This is a genomic window from Pedococcus sp. P2_D9 (assembly GCF_056404275.1).
The window spans coordinates 299,565-316,967 of the sequence record NZ_JBFUEI010000003.1 but is presented as its reverse complement, the minus strand read 5'-3'; the positions used below and the strand labels follow the sequence as shown (position 1 = coordinate 316,967).

The 17,403-nt window shown below is 69.4% G+C and carries 17 protein-coding genes and 1 tRNA gene; 7 read left to right on the top strand and 11 right to left on the bottom strand.

Annotated elements, in window-relative coordinates; genetic code table 11:
• Positions 1-105: 105 nt before the first annotated feature.
• Both AC1DXJ_RS06525 and AC1DXJ_RS06520 read left to right on the top strand, forming a co-directional pair.
• Positions 106-179 (top strand) — tRNA-Gly (locus AC1DXJ_RS06525).
• Positions 180-345: 166 nt separating this feature from the next.
• Positions 346-723: a VOC family protein gene (locus AC1DXJ_RS06520; protein WP_477624823.1), complete on the top strand. Its 378-nt coding sequence runs from the start codon at positions 346-348 to the stop codon at positions 721-723.
• 87 nt (positions 724-810) lie between these two features.
• Here the strand turns inward: AC1DXJ_RS06520 and AC1DXJ_RS06515 are convergent, their stop codons facing one another.
• The 3 genes from AC1DXJ_RS06515 to AC1DXJ_RS06505 form a co-directional block, all read right to left on the bottom strand.
• Complete coding sequence (locus AC1DXJ_RS06515) at positions 811-1,047, bottom strand: hypothetical protein (protein ID WP_477614386.1); 237 nt, start codon at positions 1,045-1,047, stop codon at positions 811-813.
• Positions 1,048-1,157: 110 nt separating this feature from the next.
• Positions 1,158-1,448 carry an MMPL family transporter gene (locus AC1DXJ_RS06510; RefSeq protein ID WP_477636602.1) on the bottom strand — a complete coding sequence of 97 codons (291 nt, stop codon included), beginning with the start codon at positions 1,446-1,448 and terminating at the stop codon, positions 1,158-1,160.
• Positions 1,445-1,699 carry a DUF3303 domain-containing protein gene (locus tag AC1DXJ_RS06505; RefSeq protein ID WP_477614384.1) on the bottom strand — a complete coding sequence of 85 codons (255 nt, stop codon included), beginning with the start codon at positions 1,697-1,699 and terminating at the stop codon, positions 1,445-1,447. The genes AC1DXJ_RS06510 and AC1DXJ_RS06505 overlap by 4 nt, the downstream gene beginning before the upstream one ends.
• A gap of 572 nt (positions 1,700-2,271) precedes the next feature.
• Between AC1DXJ_RS06505 and AC1DXJ_RS06500 the strand changes: the two genes are divergently transcribed.
• Positions 2,272-2,607 carry a hypothetical protein gene (locus AC1DXJ_RS06500; protein WP_477614382.1) on the top strand — a complete coding sequence of 112 codons (336 nt, stop codon included), beginning with the start codon at positions 2,272-2,274 and terminating at the stop codon, positions 2,605-2,607.
• A gap of 20 nt (positions 2,608-2,627) precedes the next feature.
• The gene (locus AC1DXJ_RS06495; RefSeq protein ID WP_477636601.1) at positions 2,628-5,381 is read left to right on the top strand and encodes an nSTAND1 domain-containing NTPase; all 2,754 of its coding nucleotides are present in this window, start codon (positions 2,628-2,630) and stop codon (positions 5,379-5,381) included.
• Here the strand turns inward: AC1DXJ_RS06495 and AC1DXJ_RS06490 are convergent.
• Positions 5,368-6,228: an SGNH/GDSL hydrolase family protein gene (locus AC1DXJ_RS06490; RefSeq protein WP_477636600.1), complete on the bottom strand. Its 861-nt coding sequence runs from the start codon at positions 6,226-6,228 to the stop codon at positions 5,368-5,370. The genes AC1DXJ_RS06495 and AC1DXJ_RS06490 overlap by 14 nt on opposite strands.
• Before the next feature lie 382 nt (positions 6,229-6,610).
• Entirely contained in the window at positions 6,611-8,845 is a 2,235-nt protein-coding gene (locus AC1DXJ_RS06485) for an MMPL family transporter (protein ID WP_477636599.1), read from the bottom strand.
• Between the two features lie 209 nt (positions 8,846-9,054).
• Between AC1DXJ_RS06485 and AC1DXJ_RS06480 the strand changes: the two genes are divergently transcribed.
• Positions 9,055-10,434, top strand: coding sequence for a pyridine nucleotide-disulfide oxidoreductase (locus AC1DXJ_RS06480; RefSeq protein ID WP_477636598.1), 1,380 nt, complete (start codon positions 9,055-9,057; stop codon positions 10,432-10,434).
• 21 nt (positions 10,435-10,455) lie between these two features.
• On the opposite strand, the gene AC1DXJ_RS06475 is transcribed toward AC1DXJ_RS06480, so the two are convergent.
• Both AC1DXJ_RS06475 and AC1DXJ_RS06470 read right to left on the bottom strand, forming a co-directional pair.
• Positions 10,456-11,079, bottom strand: a complete 624-nt coding sequence (locus AC1DXJ_RS06475; protein WP_477636597.1) for an FMN-binding negative transcriptional regulator — start codon at positions 11,077-11,079, stop codon at positions 10,456-10,458.
• Between the two features lie 5 nt (positions 11,080-11,084).
• Entirely contained in the window at positions 11,085-12,014 is a 930-nt protein-coding gene (locus AC1DXJ_RS06470; RefSeq protein ID WP_477636596.1) for a DMT family transporter, read from the bottom strand.
• On the opposite strand from AC1DXJ_RS06470, the gene AC1DXJ_RS06465 reads away from it, so the two are divergent.
• Positions 12,013-13,425, top strand: a complete 1,413-nt coding sequence (locus tag AC1DXJ_RS06465; protein ID WP_477636595.1) for an aminotransferase-like domain-containing protein — start codon at positions 12,013-12,015, stop codon at positions 13,423-13,425. The two genes, AC1DXJ_RS06470 and AC1DXJ_RS06465, sit on opposite strands and share 2 nt — an antisense overlap.
• Positions 13,426-13,544: 119 nt before the next feature.
• Here AC1DXJ_RS06465 and AC1DXJ_RS06460 read toward each other — a convergent pair whose 3' ends face one another.
• Genes AC1DXJ_RS06460 through AC1DXJ_RS06450 form a run of 3 tightly spaced genes read right to left on the bottom strand, consistent with a single transcriptional unit; the run spans position 13,545 to position 14,886 of the window.
• Positions 13,545-14,036 (bottom strand): SRPBCC family protein, encoded by a 492-nt coding sequence (locus AC1DXJ_RS06460; protein ID WP_477614375.1) that lies wholly within the window; start codon positions 14,034-14,036, stop codon positions 13,545-13,547.
• 55 nt (positions 14,037-14,091) lie between these two features.
• Complete coding sequence (locus AC1DXJ_RS06455; protein ID WP_477617286.1) at positions 14,092-14,283, bottom strand: hypothetical protein; 192 nt, start codon at positions 14,281-14,283, stop codon at positions 14,092-14,094.
• A gap of 48 nt (positions 14,284-14,331) precedes the next feature.
• A complete protein-coding gene (locus tag AC1DXJ_RS06450) occupies positions 14,332-14,886 on the bottom strand; it encodes a DUF6584 family protein (protein ID WP_477636594.1) in 555 nt (184 codons plus the stop codon).
• A 184-nt stretch (positions 14,887-15,070) separates the two neighbouring features.
• Here AC1DXJ_RS06450 and AC1DXJ_RS06445 point away from each other — a divergent pair, with 184 nt between their 5' ends.
• A complete protein-coding gene (locus AC1DXJ_RS06445) occupies positions 15,071-16,948 on the top strand; it encodes an acyl-CoA dehydrogenase (RefSeq protein ID WP_477636593.1) in 1,878 nt (625 codons plus the stop codon).
• Positions 16,949-17,060: 112 nt separating this feature from the next.
• Here AC1DXJ_RS06445 and AC1DXJ_RS06440 read toward each other — a convergent pair whose 3' ends face one another.
• Positions 17,061-17,318, bottom strand: coding sequence for a DUF6458 family protein (locus AC1DXJ_RS06440; protein WP_477624833.1), 258 nt, complete (start codon positions 17,316-17,318; stop codon positions 17,061-17,063).
• Positions 17,319-17,403 lie beyond the last annotated feature (85 nt).

Genomic DNA, 17,403 nt, shown 5'->3' with positions numbered 1-17,403 from the left:
AACGCGAGGGGTATGCCGCCGGCCGTCAGTCTCGCGCGCGCGTTCGGTTAGACTTCCTGCCGCACCGCCCGCGGGCGGTGTTCACGTCGCTCCCGATGGACGTGTGCCGGTGTAGCTCAATGGTAGAGCGCCAGCTTCCCAAGCTGGACACGCGGGTTCGATTCCCGTCACCGGCTCCACAGACGAACGAGGCACGACCTCCAAGCCGTCCGGGCGCTCGCAGGTCACCCGAATGGCGCAGGTGGGGGCAAGGCTTCGGAGGTAGCGTTTCAGAGGGTCGTCGCCCCGATCCCGGCCCGGCCCGCCAAGAGGCGCACTTGCGCGGAAGCTGGGGAGGTTGTGGAAATGTTCGAACCACTGAGGGCAGTACCGACCATCGCGGTGTCAGACATCGAGAGGGCGAAGCAGTTCTACGGTGAGACGCTGGGCCTGAAGACCATCGACTCGAGGGCCGACGGCGTCAGGTATGACGGGGGCGGAGGGACGTTCGTGCTCGTCTATCCCTCTGGGTTCGCCGGCACGGCCGCGAGCACCTACATGGGCTTCACCGTGGACGACGTGGAAAAGGCCGTCGCTGAGCTCCGGGACCGCGGCGTCGTCTTCGAGGAGTACGACATGCCGGGGCTGAAGACCGTCGACGGCATTGCCGAGATCGAAGGCGTCAAGGGCGCCTGGTTCAAGGACCCCGACGGCAACATCTTGTCGATCAACCAGGAGCTCTGACTCCGGACCGGTCCAGGGGCGGCTCGATGGAGCCGCCCCCGTCCCGGGGTCGAACTTCAGGACACGCGTGATGCTGACCGGCTGTACTCAGAAATCGCCGCCACCGTCGCCTGAGCCGAAGTCCTGGAAGAACCCCATCGACAGACCCGGCATGCCCCTGCCGGCGTCGCCATCGAGGCTTGCCTCTCCCATCGAGTACTCGCTGGCCGGAAGCTCGGAGACGGTCCCGCAGCGCTGGCAGGTGGACACCACCCACTCGTCGACCTCTCGGTGCTCCCACACGTGGTTGCGGATCGCGCAGCCGACCCTATTTCTCAGGTTCATGGTTCGAGTGTGAGGATCTCCGAGCTGCCAGTCTGTGCTGCGCGTTACACAGCGGGCGTCACTCTCGCGATGCCAGCTGCACCAGCCAAGGGCCGGTGCACCCCGCCTGGCTAGCGACTCGCTTCGACAGACCGCACTTCCCGGTCCGCGGCCTCTTGAGCGACCGCCGCACCCTTGAGCTTGCGCGGCCAGGCACTGAAGTCGCCCAGCAGCGTGAGGAGCGCCGGCACCAGGATCGTCCGCACGACCAGGGCGTCGATGAGCACGCCCAGCCCCATGACGAACGCCAGCTCTCGGAACTGCCGCAGCGGGATCAACGCAAGCATCCCGAAGGTCGCCGCCAAGGTGACCCCAGCCGCGGTGATCGCCCTTCGGGGGACCCTCGTGAAAGTGTCGGTCACTCCTTGGGAACTGGGACCTCGCTGACCGGTGTGATCGTGCTAGTGCAGCGCTTGAAGCCAGGCCAGAGGAACTTGTGGACAGCATTGACGTCCTCGGCCTCGACGACCAGGAAGAGCGTGTGCTGGGCATTCGCGCCGTAGCGACCGATCAGCGTGACCCCCTCGACACTGGCGTCATACAGCGAGTTGGAGCCGCCCTCGTCTCTGGGGCAAAGCTCAGGACTGTGAACCTGCGTGATGTGGAACAGCACTGATCCTCCTCATGCACCCGCTCCAGTTGGAGACTCCATGGTGGACCGGGTTGGCGCCGATGTCACTGGAGACGATGACTGGCGCGGCGCCCCGCACTGGGCGGTCACCGGCTCCTGCACCATGCGGTCAGCAATCGCCTCCACCGCCACCCCCACAGTCGCCGGATCCGAAGTCCTGGATGAACCCGATCCAGGCGCCAGGTATGCCCCGACCGGGGTCGCCACCCGTGGTCCGCTTTCCCTCCGTGTACGCGCTGGCCGGAAGGTCAAAGACGGTTCCGCAGCGCTGGCAGGTGGACACGATCCAGTCGTCGAGCTCTCGGTACTCCCACAGGTGACCATGAATCGCGCATCCGACCTTCTGTCTCAGCCTCATGGTCCGAGTGTCAGGGCCCTCGGGGCGCCCGTCTGTTCCGCGCGCGACACAGCAGCACGCGATTCTCGCTGCCGCCGAAGGTGCAGGGCAGGGACCCCAGGCTCAACCCATCCATCGATCCGTAGCCCGCGAGGCCGCTGACCCTTGGGGCGGATGAGGATGTTGTCGCGCGGGGCCGCCGGTCAGACAATGGGCCATGACCCGGCGCAGGCTCACGGACATCCTTGCGGTTTCGCTTGGAGGTCTGTACATCGTCGCGGGGATCGCGGAGACGACTCGCGCCGTGGTCACCGGTGACGGAGGGATCCCCTTCTGGTTTGGATCCCTGGTCGGTGGTGGCGCACTGATCCTGCTCGGAACGCTGGCTCCGCTTGGGCGACCGAGGTTGGCCCGCGGCCTCGTCACGGCGGGATGCCTCGCCGGGATTCTCGCGACCATGTGGACGCTGGTGATCCCTCTGTTCGCGCTGGCTGTCGTGGTCCTCGTGCACCTGAACGGCGAGGATGCCCTGCCCCGACAGTCGGCCTCCTGATGATCGCGATTCTCGGATCCATGAGAGTTGCCGACGGAACTGAACTACAACCTCGCGATCGCGTCGTCCTCGGCATCCTGGCCGTCCAGAGAGGTGCGCCAGTCTCCACCGACGAACTCGAAGACGCCCTGTGGCGCGGGCTGCCGCCGACGTCCTCACGCAAGGTGATCCAGGGATCGGTGATGCGGCTGCGGCGGTCGCTCGGGGCGGACGCCATCGCGACCGTCGAGGGTGGTTATCGCCTGGACCTGGCCGACTCCGACGTCGACGCGGTGGTTTTCGAGCTACAGGTGGAACGCGCTCGCGCCGAACTCTCCGACGGCCATGCTGCGCGGGCCGCCTCGCGCCTTGCCGAGGCGCTGGACCTGTGGCGAGGCGCCCCCCTGCCCGAGCTCTCCGAGTGGCCGCCGGCCATCGCCGCCGTTCAGCACCTGCACTCCGTCCGGGAGGCCGCCGAGGACCTCCGGCTGGAGGCGATGCTCCTCGCCGGCCGTTCCACGGAGGTCCTGGCGGACGCCGAGCGCCTGGCCGGCCACACGCCATACCGGGAGCCGCGCTGGGCCCTGTGGGCTCGACTCCTCTACTCCGCCGATCGTCAGGCTGATGCACTGGCCGTGCTGGCCCGCCTGCGCCGGGTGCTGGCCGACGAGCTGGGCATCGACCCGAATGCCGAGGTGGCTGCGCTCGAGGTGGCCATCCTCAACCAGGACGCGAGCCTGCGGGTTCCTCCTGCCGTGGGCCCGCTGGACAGCTGCCCGTGGCCGGGACTGCGACCGTACGAGCCGGCGGATGCCGAGCGCTTCTTCGGGCGGGACGCAGAGATCGAGGGTTGCCTGGAGCGGCTCGCGAACTCATCGACGCTCGTGCTCCTGGGTGGCTCGGGCACCGGCAAGTCATCCCTCGTGCGGGCCGGGCTCGCGCCACGTCTGGGGCAGTACTCGATCATCACCCCCGGTTCCGATCCGGTCAGCGCCATGGCAGGGCTCGACCGGACGCGCACTCTGGTCGTGGACCAGGTGGAGGAGGTGGTCACCCAGTGCGACCGGGAGGAGGACCGGCGAGCCTTCTTCGCGGCGCTCGGTGACTATCCGAGCCCGGTGGTCCTCGTCGCCCGCGCCGACAGACTGGACCAGCTCTCGGCGTATCCGCCGTTCGCGATCTGCCTCGCCCGAGGACTCTTCGTCCTCCCGGCACTCGACGAGGCCGGACTCCGCACCGTCATCGAGGACTCGGCCGCCCGAGCCGACCTCCGCCTCGAACCCGGCCTGGTCGAGGTACTGCTCGCGGACTGCTCCCTCGCCCCGGCATCCCTGCCCCTGCTATCGCACGCCCTGTCCGAGACCTGGCGCCGAGCGGAGGGCAACGTGCTGACGGTCGCGGGCTACCAGATGTCTGGGGGAATCCGCGGCGCCGTGGCCACGACCGCGGACCGGGTGTATGCCGCCCTGCCGCCCGAGGAGCAGCAGAGGATGCGTCGGCTCTTCCTGCGGATGGTCTCCGACGAGGGCGAGTCGTTCCGCCTGCGGGTGCCGCGCGGTTGGTTGCCGGACGAGTGGCTCGTCGAGCTCTTGCTCGCGGCGCGGTTGGTGAGCGTCGTCGGCAACGACGAGCTCCAGCTCGCCCACGAAGCGCTCGCTCGGCACTGGCCGCGGTTGCGCGACTGGTTGAGCGAGGATCGGGAGGGCCAGCGGCTGGTCCGACACCTCTCGGCGGAGAGCCGCGACTGGTCGAACCAGGGGAAGCCGACGTCCAGCCTGTATCGGGGGGTGAGGCTCGAGGCCGCCCACGCCTGGGTCGCCAGGAATCCGGGGTCGCTGACGGCGATTGAGGCGGAGTTCCTCGAGGCGTCGGCGGAGGAGGTGGACCGCGAGATCCGCAGGACCCAGCGCGCCAACCGCAGGCTCCGCGCCTCTTTGGCCGCTGCCATCGTGCTCCTGGTCGCGGCGGCGACGGGTGGCGCCCTGGCGGTCCGCCAGGAACGGGCCGCCGAGCGTGCCCGGGACTCTGCGGAGCGAGCCAACAACGCCACCGACGCACTACGTCTGGGCACGATCGCGGAGACCCGCCAGTCGCCCACCCTCGCTCTTGGGCTGGCCGCGCAGGCCATCGCGACCGACGACTCGCGAGCGGCACGTCTACGCGTGCTGGAGACGTTCGCCAGGTTCCCGGCGCTGCTGTCGACCGACGGCGACCCAATGCCGCCGGCGTGGGCGCCGTCGGCCGCCAAGGCAACCTCAGGACGCACCAGCGCTTCGGCCGACGGCGTGGTGCGGGTTCGTGTGGACGGGGCCCACGTGGTCGTCTCCCGAACCGACGGGTCAGCCGGCCCGAGCACGATCCCCACCCCGGCGGAGGTGAACGCGTTGGCTCTCGACCCCTCCGCGCGACTTCTCGCCGCCGGCATCAGCGAGGTGGGCTTCGCGGACACGGGCACCACCATCGTCTGGGACCTCCGCACGGGAGCCGAGCTGCAGCGCTTCAAGAACGGGGATGGGGAGCTCTGGGCACACCACTTCGCGCCCAACGGCTCGACCGTCACGTCCTACGGTGCCGACGGTCTGCACACCTGGGACCTGACCGGGTCCCGGTCTGTCGTGCGGCTCAGCAACGGTGACCCCGCGACCTACCGTGCGGGGAACACCGTGCTGTCACTCACGGACCCGACAGCCGGGGCGTGGATCGATCTGGCTTGCCGCTTGGCTGGGCGGCAGCTGACGGAGGCTGAATGGCGCGAGCACGTCGGCGACCGCCCCTACCGACCTACCTGCGGCTGAGCGCGGACAGGTCCACAGCCTTCAGCAACTCAACGTAGAACGCGTCACCCTTGGCGTTCGGGTGTCCACCGTCGTCAGAAAGGTCGCCCACCACACGGCTGCCGTCCGGTCCGTTGATCGCGTGGTACAGATCCACGACCTGGAACCCGGCCGCCGTGGCCCGGCTCTCGAGCATGGTGTTCCAGCGCTCGTACGCCGCGAGATTCCATCGGATCACCTCAGGTCGCACCGTTGTCGGCATCATGCCGACCAGGCCGTCCGGGCGGGTCGGGTCGTTGTTGCCGTCGACCGAGGTCATGGCCACGAACACGGCGGGTTTGCCCGCACGTGCCCCCTTGAGCCCTGTGAAGATCTGGTCGTACAGGCCGGCATAGGTGTTGATGCCCTCGGCCAGGCAAGTCGGCTCGGTGCTCCGGATCCAGCGAAGGATCGTGCTCGCAGTGTCCCCGGCGGAGGTCCCCGGACAGCCGATGCCGGTCTCCGGGTCCGGGAGGACGTTGTTGAACCCGGTCTGCACGATCAGGATCTCGGCGCCCCGGACCGTGGGGTTGTACTTCACGAGCGATGCACCGTCGGCGACTCCCATCGCCCGCAGCACCGTGACGTCGACGTGCTTGCCCAGCACCTTGGCCACGTGCTCGCCATACTGTTTCGGCCAGTTGGTGCGGGCCAGCGAGTCACCGATCACCACGACCTGGACGCCCGGCGCATCGCTGGTGGCGCTGGCCTTGGCCGGCGCGAGGCTCGAGTCGGCGGACCTCTGCGCACCCGACCCGCAGCCGACGACGAGCAGCGAGAGCGACGCCACCAGCGCCGTCACGGCAACGGTCCGCTTGGTAGTCACCATCGTCGGTCTCCTTTTCTTCGGAGGGAGGGGACGCCATGGAGCCACCGCGCGGTAATGCGATGGTAATTCCACGTCTGCAGTTCACGCCGAACCGGCTGGAGAACTTGAGGGGTCAGGCGCCACGACCACGTTGACCTCCCGGAAGCGCTCTCGGCCAGTTCAGCAAGGTCGCGATGGAGAACTACCGCTGCAACGTCGCCGCCGGGGCCGCGTACGGCTCGCCCGCTGGTGCAATGGACACTCGGCACAGCCCCTGCGGTGCGCGATGACCACGCTGTCGGTCTTCCGACCACGGTCAGCCGACGCGGCATGCCCAGCGCCGGCCAGCGCGGCATACCCGTCGCTGTCGTGTCCTTCTCGACGGCCGAGGGCAGAGGCCTCGCTAGCGGCTCGCTTCGACGGCCCGCTGCTCGTCGTCTGCGGCCTCTTGAGCGACCGCCGCACCCTTGAGCTTGCGCGGCCAGGCACTGAAGTCGCCCAGCAGCGTGAGGAGCGCCGGCACCAGGATCGTCCGCACGACCAGGGCGTCGATGAGCACGCCCAGCCCCATGACGAACGCCAGCTCTCGGAACTGCCGCAGCGGGATCAACGCAAGCATCCCGAAGCTCGCCGCGAGAGTGATGCCGGCTGCCGTGATGGCGCCAGACGTCTCCGGGATCCGCTCCGCGATCGCCTTGCGCAGCGTCGTGTGGTTGGCCCGGGTCCAGACGTGGCCGACCCCGTAGATGTTGTAGTCGGACCCGAGCGACAGCAGCAGCACCGAGGCGGCGAACGGCACGTAGAAGGCCACGCCCTCATGGCCCAGCCGGTCCTGGAAGACCAGCGTCAGACAACCCAGCGATGCCGCCAAGGCAAGCACGCTGCAGCCGAGGAGGAGGACCGGTGCCACGATGGCACGCAGGAACACCATGAGCAGGACCAGGTTGACGAGCAGCACCGCGATCGCGATCCGCTGGAGGTCGGCGTTGGTCGCCGCCACGAGCTCGCTGGCCACGGCCGTGTCCCCTGCCACGCCGTAGCGGGCTCCCTCCAGCCCCGCCCGCTGCAGCATGCCGGGCATGGCCGCCGACAGGCGGTTCAGGTCGTGGATCGCCGTCGGGCCAAGCGGGTCGTGGTCGAGGATCACGAGGAGGCGAGCGGCATCGCCACTCTTGGTCACCAGCGCACCACGCACGACTTCGTCGGGCAGCGCGTTGGGACTGAGCACACCGGCGACTCCCGGCTGTCGCTCTAACTCCTGACCGAGGCGGGTGAGCTTGTCTCGGTCACTGCCGATGCCGCTCCCTTGAAGCAGGAGCTCGGTCGGCGCGACGATCCCGGGCGCGAAGCCCGAGGACGCGGCCTGCGCGGCGGCATGCGGCTCGCTGTCCGTGGGGAGCGAGGCGACGAAGGAGACGCCCAGGTGGAGGCGCCCAACGTCGGCGGAGAGGGCCGCGAGCCCGAGCACACAGGCTCCTCCGAGGACGAGCGCCACCACCCTGACAGTCAGCACCCGGGCAGCGGCGCGCGCCACGGGGAGAGTGCGGCTCCGCTTGGGTCGGGTCGGCCAGAACAGGGCGTGACCGAAGATCGCCATGAGTGCCGGCAACAGGGTCAGCGAGACGACCACGGCGGACAGCACCGACAGCGAGAGCACGGGTCCGAAGGCGCGGAAGAAGCCAGACTTCGCCACCAGCATCGCGGCACTGCCCGCCGCCACCGCGATCCCCGCCACCAGGACGATCCGGCCGGTCTGCGCGGCCGAGGCCTTGGCCGCCGTCAGCTTGTCGAGGCCGTCTTCGAGGCCGGTGCGCATGCTGGAGAGGTAGAAGATGGCGTAGTCCGTCACGATGCCCAGCACCAGGGCGAGCACCAGTGGTTTGAGCTCCTCGGGCGCCCCGCCCTCCACGAACCCGCCGGCGTAGTTGGTGATGCGCACGGCCAGGAAGTACGACGCGGCTGCCGTCACCAGCGCGACGAGCGGGGCGACGACCGAGCGGAACTTGAGGGCGACGATCCCGATGACCGCCACGAGGGTGGCGCCCTCGAGCAGCAGCAGGTGGTCGTAGAGGATCTTCGACTGGGCCAACTGGGCGGGGACGGTGCCCGTCACCCCGACGAGGTGGTCATCGGGCTGGTTGACGTGCTCTCGACCGAACGCGCCGGCAGCGGCGACCTCCGCTCCGAAGGTCGTGCCCGGCTTGGTGAAGACGTAGCTCAGCGCCGTGGTGCCCTGCTCCGACGACGACGGGAAGGCGCCCTGCGTGTTGGCGATGGGCACGACGGCCACGATGGGGCCGACATCACCGATCGTTCGCTGGGCTACGCCGACCGCGCGCTCCAGTGCCCGCTGCTGCGCGGCCTTGGTCAGGCCGTGCTCGTCGCGTTGCACCAGCATCGTGCGCGACAGGATGGGGAACCCGAAGGCCTTGGCCGACGTGGTCTCCGTCGCGATGGCTCGGCTGTTGGGCGGTGCGAACCCGCCCAGATCCGCGTTGGGGGTGGTTGCCGGGAGCCAGACGGCGGCCGCGATCGCGCCGGCCGCCCACCCCAGCACGACGAACCAGCGGAGCCTGACCACCAGCCAGGCGTAGATCCTGGCGAACGAGCCGGCCTCGGACTTGCGCCATGACCTCATTGATCAGCCTTCCGTGTATGGAGAAAGGACTATCCCATTTCAGGGCCCGACACATCCCGAGGCCTGCGTCGGGATGGGTCGGGCCCACGCTCGGGCCAATTCTGGGTATGCCGCGTCGCGACGGTGCACGTCGCGACGGCGCGCCTCACGCGGCATACCCCCCAAGCGGTCCATAGACGCGCCGACCGGGAGCGTGGCAGCGTGGATTCATGATGCGCACTATCGACGCTGACTATCTCGTCGTGGGGGCTGGTGCCATGGGGATGGCATTCACGGACGCGCTCATCGACCATGCCGACGTCCGCGTGGCCCTGGTCGACCGTCGCCATGGGGTCAGTGGGCACTGGCTCGAGGCGTACCCCTTCGTGCGCCTGCACCAGTCCTCTGCCTTCTACGGCGTCGCGTCGACCCTGCTCGGGGGAGGCCAGCTGCAGCAGCGTGGTCCGGAGGAGGGTCTTCAGGAGCGAGCGTCCCAGTCGGAGATCTGCGCCTACTACGCGCGGATGCTCGACCGGATGGTGGAGTCCGGCAAGGTCGAGTTCTTCCCCAACTGCGAGTACCTGGCTGACCGGGGGGTCGTCTCGCGCATCTCGGGTGAGCGGTTCGAGGTGTCCGAGGGGTGCCGCATCGTCAACGCCGCCTACCTCGCCCCCAGTATCCCTGCGGAGAAGCCGGCGCCCTTTGAAGTCGCCGACGACGCCAGGGTGCTGCCGGTCAACAACCTCGCCCGGCTGGAGGAGGCACCGAGCCAGTACGTCGTCGCCGGGTCGGGCAAGACCGCGACCGACGCCTGCATCTGGCTGCTGTCGCGCGGCGTCGACCCCGACGCGATCTGCTGGGTGCGGCCCCGCGACCCGTGGATGATCAACCGGGCCGTGGTCCAGCCGAACCCCACGATCTTCCTCGGCATGGCCGCCGACACGATGCGGGCAGCGTCCCAGGCGACTTCGCTCGACGACCTGTTCCTCCGCCTCGAGGAGGCCGGCATCATGCTGCGGGTCGACCGGACGGTCCTGCCGACGATGGCCAAGGCCCCGACCCTGGCCACGTGGGAGCTCGAGCAGCTGCGCACGCTCGAGAACGTCGTGCGACGGGGGCACCTCAAGACCGTCGACCGGGGGAAGCTCTCCTTCGCCGACGGATCGGTCGCCGTCGCGGAGGACGCCCTCGTCGTGCACTGTGCGGCGGACGGGCTGAAGTACCCCCCGCTCGTCCCCGTCTGGCGTCCCGAAGGGATCACCCTGCAGGCGATCCGGGCCGGCTTCCCGTGCTTCGGTGCAGCCCTGGTCGGGTACGTCGAGGCGACCCGGCAGGACGACGAGGAGAAGAACCGGCTCTGCCCGCCGACGCCGTACGGCAACTCGATGGCGGAGTGGGCGAAGATGAACGTCCTGGGCACGCGGGCCGCCATGTCCTTCCTGGCCGAGCCCGACATCAAGGAGTGGTCCAACCAGGTCGCGCTCAACCCGGCGCGCATCCCGCCCGGACACCCCGAGTCGGCAGCACTGGATGACGCGCGTGAACGCCTGGCCACCCACACCGGTCCCGGGCTGGCAGGGTTCGCCGCCCTGATGGGAGCCAACGGCTGAGGTGAGGTGAGGTCAGGCAGGCTAGGACCCCAACGCCCGCATCTGGCCGGCCACGGCATCAGCCTCGCGAGAGTCTTCGTGCAGCAACCCGTCCACCACTCCTGCCCGGTCCGCTGCCGAACGGTTCTGGCTGAGCTTGGCCTTCGCCTCGACCCGCTCGACCGAGATCTCCACTCCGACGATCGCGCGCAGCTGCCCCTGGATGTACTTCTCCGGCCCATCGGCACTGCGCCACGGCGCCGCACGATGGCCCTCGTGCCGCTCGACCAGCTCGTCCACCGCCCCGCGGACCCACTCGGTGTCGTCGTGCACCCTCGCCCGCCCGCTGAGCTGCACGACCGAGTAGTTCCACGTGGGCACGACCCTGCCGTGCTCGGCCTTGCTGGCGTACCAGGAAGGAGAGACGTAGGCCTGCGGACCGGTCACGACCAGTAGGACGGGTTCGCCTGCGCCGATGGACCTCCAGTGCGGGTTCGCCCGCGCCAGGTGGGCGATGACGGTGTCACCGCGCCACACGATCGGGAGCAGGGTCGCCAGCGGGTAGCCGTCCGGACCAATCGAGACCAGCTGCGCCGAGCCGATCTCCTCGACCATCCGGCGGATGGCCACGACGTCGTCCAGGGCGTTGAAGTGCGGCACGTACATGGGCGTCAGTCTCCCTCCGCGCCGAGCCGCACCCGGACGGCAGCACCCGCGCACAGGACGACGACCAGCCCGCCGACGATCGTGACCCAGGTCAGGTCCTCCCCCAGCAGCAGTCCCGCCCAGGCGATCGAGAGCACCGGCTGGACGAGCTGGACTTGGCTCACCTGGGCCATCGGGCCGATGGCCAGGCCGTGGTACCAGGCGAAGAAGCCGAGGAACATGCTGACCACACCGAGGTAGGCGAACGCCGCCCACTGCGTCGCAGTCGCGGACGGAGGCTGGTGCGACGCGGACAGCCCTGCCAGGAACACCATCAGCGGCGAGCACAGCACGAGCGCCCACGAGACCGTCTGCCACGCACCGAGCTCCCGCGCCAGCAGGCCACCTTCGGCATAGCCGACTGCCGCAGCCACCACCGCGCCGAAGAAGAGCAGGTCCGACCACCGCAGGTGCCCGAGGCCGCCCCACTGGGCCGACGCGAAACCCATCGCCGCGACCGCCCCCACCAGGGCGATGACCCAGAAGGCGACCGGCGGGCGTTCGTGACCGCGAAGCACGGCCATCGTCGCGGTGGCAGCCGGCAGCAGCGCGATGACGACGGCTCCGTGGCTCGCGGGCGCGGTCGTCAGGGCGAAGGACGTCAGCAGCGGGAAGCCGACGACCACCCCGCCGCCGACCACCGCGAGCCGCGCCCACTGGCGACCACGCGGCATACGTTGGCGGGTCAGGGCCAAGGCGGCGCCGGCCAGCACCGCGGCGACCACGGCGCGACCCGATCCGATGAACAACGGCGACAGGCCGCCGACGGCCACCCGCGTGAACGGCACGGTGAACGAGAAGGCTGCTACCCCGACCAGCCCCCACAGCATCCCGGCCAGTGGCGTCGCGGATACCGCCGAGCCACGAATCAGAGTAGCGCTACTATGTTGCGTCATGGACAACGATAGCAGTTCCCGGATCGCGGCAACACTGCGCGACTGGATCGCGAGCGCTCCACCCGGGGCGCGCCTGCCCTCGACGCGGCTCCTGGTCACCCAGCACCAAGCCAGCCCGGTCACCGTCCAGAAGGCCCTGCGCGAGCTCACGACCCAGGGACTCGTCGAGACCCGCCCCGGCGTAGGCACCTTCGTACGAGCGGTCCGCACGGCCCGCCCGTCGGACTACGGCTGGCAGACGGCGGCCCTGCGAGCACCCCAGTCACGCGGCCAGGCCGTCTCCACCGCGATGCGGAGCGCGCCCAACGACGTCATTGCCCTGCACTCCGGCTACCCCGAGCGCGAGCTGCTGCCCGAGCGGCTCGTGCGATCGGCACTCACCAGGGCGGTGCGTGGGGACACGGCGACCTCGCGCCCACCGGCGGCCGGGCTCCCCGACCTGCAGTCGTGGTTCGCGCATGAGCTGGGCGCCGCAAGCCCCGTGGGGGTCACGCCACCCGCCGCGAGCGATGTCGTCGTGCTGCCGGGGAGCCAGAGCGGACTCAGCTCGGTGTTCCGCGCCCTGGTGGCCGGCGGACAGCCGGTGCTCATGGAGTCGCCCACCTACTGGGGTGCCATCAGCGCCGCCGCCCAGGCCGGGGTGCGCGTCGTCCCGGTGCCGTCAGGCCCCGACGGCCCCGACCCCGACGAGCTCGCGCGGGCCTTCGAGGAGAGCGGCGCCCGGGTGTTCTACGCGCAGCCCAACTACGCGAACCCCACCGGCGCCCAGTGGTCGACCGAACGCGCGGAGCAGGTGCTCGACGTCGTCCGCGACCACGGCGCGTTCCTGGTCGAAGACGACTGGGCCCACGACTTCGGCATCACCACGACGCCCAGACCCGTTGCGGCGCATGATGATTCGGGCCACGTGATCTACTTGCGCTCGCTCACCAAGAGCGTGTCGCCGGCGCTGCGCATCGCCGCCGTCATCGCTCGCGGACCGGCGCGGGAACGCATCCTGGCGGACCGCGGAGCCGACTCGATGTACGTCAGCGGCCTCCTCCAGGCGGCAGCTCTCGATGTCGTGACCCAGCCCGCGTGGCAGACGCACCTGCGCAGCGTCCGCGAACAGCTCCGAGCCCGACGCGACCTCCTCCTCGACAGCCTGCACGAGCACGTTCGGCAGGCCCACGTAGAGCACGTGCCGACGGGTGGCCTGAACCTCTGGGTACGCCTCCCCGACGGGACGGACCTCGAGCGGCTCGCGGTGGACTGCCAGCGCGACGGCGTCCTCGTCGCCCCGGGGACAGAGTGGTTCCCCGCCGAGCCGGCGGGGGCCTACCTGCGACTGAACTACACCGGGCCCAATCCCGGAGCCTTCCCCGAGGGCGCGCGGATCCTGGGCGCGGCCCTCGAGCGGCTCCGCGCCTAGTGGAAACCAGGTGAACGCGGCATACCGATCCTGCTGGCCATGGCGCGCGACGGGCGCTATCGCAACCAGTTCGAGACCGGCACCAGCAACGGTGGCCTCACGGCGCACCAAGGCGGCGATCAGGCCGGGGCCTGCCGCTCGACGAGGGACTTCAGGTTTGCCAGCTCCTTGCGAGCCTCAGTAGGGCTCAGGATCGCCAGCTCAATGACCTTGCCGACAGGACCGAGGCGGCGGCGCCACTGTGTGGAAACGTGGAGCTGCAGGTCGGTGCCACCCGATCGCCCGCTGAGGCGTGAGGTCACCTCGAGCTGCAGGCCGAAGTAGGCGTCAGTCCTCGTGACCAGTTCGTGGGGTGCGTCGGCGCGCAGCACCGTCGTGCGCGCGGACAGCGGGCCACGCCTCGAGACGTACGTGGAGCCGGGCTCGCCATGGCCACCCTGCAGCTCCCCGATGGACGGCTTTCCAGTCTGCCACTGCGGAATGCGGGTGGGGTCGACATAGGTGTGCCACACCTGCTCAGGTGTTGACTTGATCCAGACGGAGTGCTCCAGCTCGCCCACGCGATCCACCTCCGCGCCGACGACGACGCCGACACCCACAAGCGTACGCATCCGGCGCCCGCGCAGCCTAGGACCGCGTCCCCCCATCTGGCGGGCCTCGCGCGGGTCAGGCGGAACGGCGCAGGGCGGCGACGGCAGGCAGGTCGTCGAGCGCCGAGAAGACCGCCGTGTCGCAGACCGTGCAGCAGAAGCCGCCCGGCAGGTCGTCGATCACCGGCACGAGGATCCGCTCGCCCTGGCACTCGTCACACCAGGCCTGGACCGCGTGCAACAGCAGCACATCCGATGTGTTGTCCATGCGTCGAGAGTGACAGGAGGCACCGACAGCCGGGTGGACCCACGCCGTTCAGCCGGGGACCATCCAGCCGAGAAGGGTCACGAGGCCGATGACGGCGCACACCACGAACAACCCTGCCAGTGCCACCGCGATGATCGTCGCAGCATCCGGGCCACCCTCTCCGGCGCTCGAGCCGGGCGGCGCGTCCGCACCCGGGGGCCGCGGCGGCCTGGTCGCGGTGGTTGGCGTCTTGGCCTGCTCGGCCCGTCGCCGCAGCGCGTCGACCCGCTTGTTGCCCTCCCGCTCCCGTACCGACCGCGGCAGGCTGCTCCACATCTGGCCGAAGTGGTCGCCGTGCCGTTCCCGCCACGCCTCGACCGCCTCGTCCACGTCCTTGCCGCGTCGGGCCGTGCCGAACCAGGCAGCCCCCGCCGCCGGCAGGTCGCGCATCGCGTAGTTGACCTCGCCCAGCAGCTCCAGCGCCTCGGCGTCGAACTCCCCCGCCAGGTGTCCGACGAGGCGCTCCCGCGCCTTCCACTCCCGCCCGGCGTCGAGGTCGGCCCGAGCACGCTGGACCGCGTTGCTCGGCTGGCTCGAAGGCTGCGTCTGGGGTTCCTCGGTCACACCACGTGAGTATGCCGTGCCCTCCCCCGCGCGCCCACGTCATCGGAGGCACGCGGCATACGTCATCCGTTTGGTGGGGAATCCCACAGAGGGGTTGCAATTGTTACCCACCGGTAGAATCATGGAAGTTACCGGCCGGTACGGGCCGGTCGACCACAAGTCACCACTCGGAGGGTTCCCCGACATGGGCCACTACAAGAGCAACCTGCGCGACCTGGAGTTCAACCTCTTCGAGGTCTTCGGCCGCGGCGACGTCCTGGGCACCGGCCCCTATGCCGATGTCGATGCAGACACCGCCAAGGAGATGCTGAAGGAGGTCGCGCGGCTGGCCGAGAACGAGCTGGCCGAGTCGTTCGCCGACGCCGACCGCAACCCTCCGGTCTACGACCCCAAGACCTACTCGGTGACCATGCCCGAGTCGTTCAAGAAGAGCTACCAGGCCTACGTCGACTCCGGCTTCTGGAACATCGACGTCCCGCGCGAGCTCGACGGCACCGTCGCCCCGCCGAGCCTGAAGTGGGCCATGAACGAGATGGTCCTCGGCGCCAACCCGGCGATCGCGATGTTCGCCGCCTCCTACTCGTTCGCCAACCTGCTCTACATCCTCGGCAACGACGAGCAGAAGAAGCTCGCCCACTGGATCGTCGACAAGGGCTGGCACTGCACGATGGTGCTGACCGAGCCTGACGCCGGTTCCGACGTCGGCGCCGGCCGCACCAAGGCCAGCGAGAACGCCGACGGCACCTGGAACGTCACCGGCGTCAAGCGGTTCATCACCTCCGGTGAGTCCGACATGACCGACAACGTCATCCACTTCGTGCTGGCCCGTCCCGAGGGCGCAGGCGAGGGCACCAAGGGACTGTCGCTGTTCATCGTCCCGAAGTTCCACATCGACCTCGAGACCGGTGAGCTCGGCGAGCGCAACGGCGCCAACGTCACCAACCTCGAGCACAAGATGGGCCTCAAGGTCTCCACGACCTGCGAGATCACCTTCGGTGACAAGGAGCCGGCCGTCGGCACCCTGCTCGGCGACACCCACGACGGCATCGCGCAGATGTTCCGCGTCATCGAGCACGCGCGAATGCTGGTGGGCACCAAGGCGATCTCGACGTTGTCGACCGCCTACCTCAACGCTCGTGACTACGCCAAGGAGCGCGTCCAGGGCGCCGACCTCACCCAGATGAACGACAAGGCCGCGCCCCGCGTGACCATCACGCACCACCCCGACGTGCGCCGCTCGCTGATGACGCAGAAGGCGTATGCCGAGGGGCTGCGCGCGCTCGTGATGTACACCGCGACCCAGCAGGACATCGTGCACCAGGCGTTCCTCGAGAGTGGCTCCGAGGAGCTCGCCGAGGGCTCCGCCGCCGAGATCGCCAACCGGGTCAACGACCTGCTGCTCCCGATCGTCAAGGGCGTCGGCTCCGAGCGCGCGTGGGTCCTCCTCGGGACCGAGTCGCTGCAGACCCTCGGTGGATCCGGCTTCCTGCAGGAGTACCCGATCGAGCAGTACATCCGCGACGCGAAGATCGACACGCTCTACGAAGGCACCACGGCCATCCAGGGCCTCGACTTCTTCTTCCGCAAGATCATCAAGGACAAGGCCCAGGCCCTGTCGCACGTGGCCCTGCACATCCAGGAGTTCGCCAAGGACCTCGGCGCCAGTGGCGGACGGCTCGACGCCGAGCGCGAGCTGCTCGGGACGGGCCTCGAGGACGTCCAGGGCATCATCGGCTACATGGTCGGCGAGCTGATGAAGTCCGACCCGCGCCAGGAGGGTGGCGAGCTGGCCAACCTCTACAAGGTCGGCCAGAACACCTCACGCCTGCTGCTGTCCGCCGGCGACCTCGTCATCGGCTGGCTCCTGCTTCGCCAGGCAGCGGTTGCGGCCAAGGCCCTTGAAGCAGAAGGGGTTTCGGCCAAGGACCGCGACTTCTACGAGGGCAAGATCGCTGCCGCGTCGTTCTTCGCACGCAACGTCCTGCCCAAGATCGCCGCCGAGCGTGCGATCGCCGAGGCGACCGACAACGCCCTGATGGACCTCCCCGAGTCCGCGTTCTGACCCGTTCCCGTTTCCCAAGCACCGGTATGCCGGGTGGTCCCGGCACGACGAAGCGGCACCGGATCAGTCCGGTGCCGCTTCGTCGTCGGTCAGGTGATGCCTCTGGGGTTGGTCAGGCGCGCGGGTCCACGTCGACCTCGTCGACACGGGTGCCGGTGGCCGGGTCGGTGTGGCTCACGCGGCGCGACGAGTAGCCGGCGCCCGTGGTGGTGCGGCGGGTGACGATCAGCGACAGCAGGATGGCCAGCACGCCTGCAGCCATGCAGATCCAGCCGATCATGCCGAGGTTGACCACGTCGGTGGACGCGTTGAGCGCGAAGGTCAGAATCGCGCCGACGACGATCAGGAAGATGCCGACTCCGATGTACATGCTCACTCCTGGGGATTGCGGGCACTGGTCACCCGTTCCCTCAACTCTAATGGCCAAAAGCTCCTGACCTGCGGTGACGCGGCGC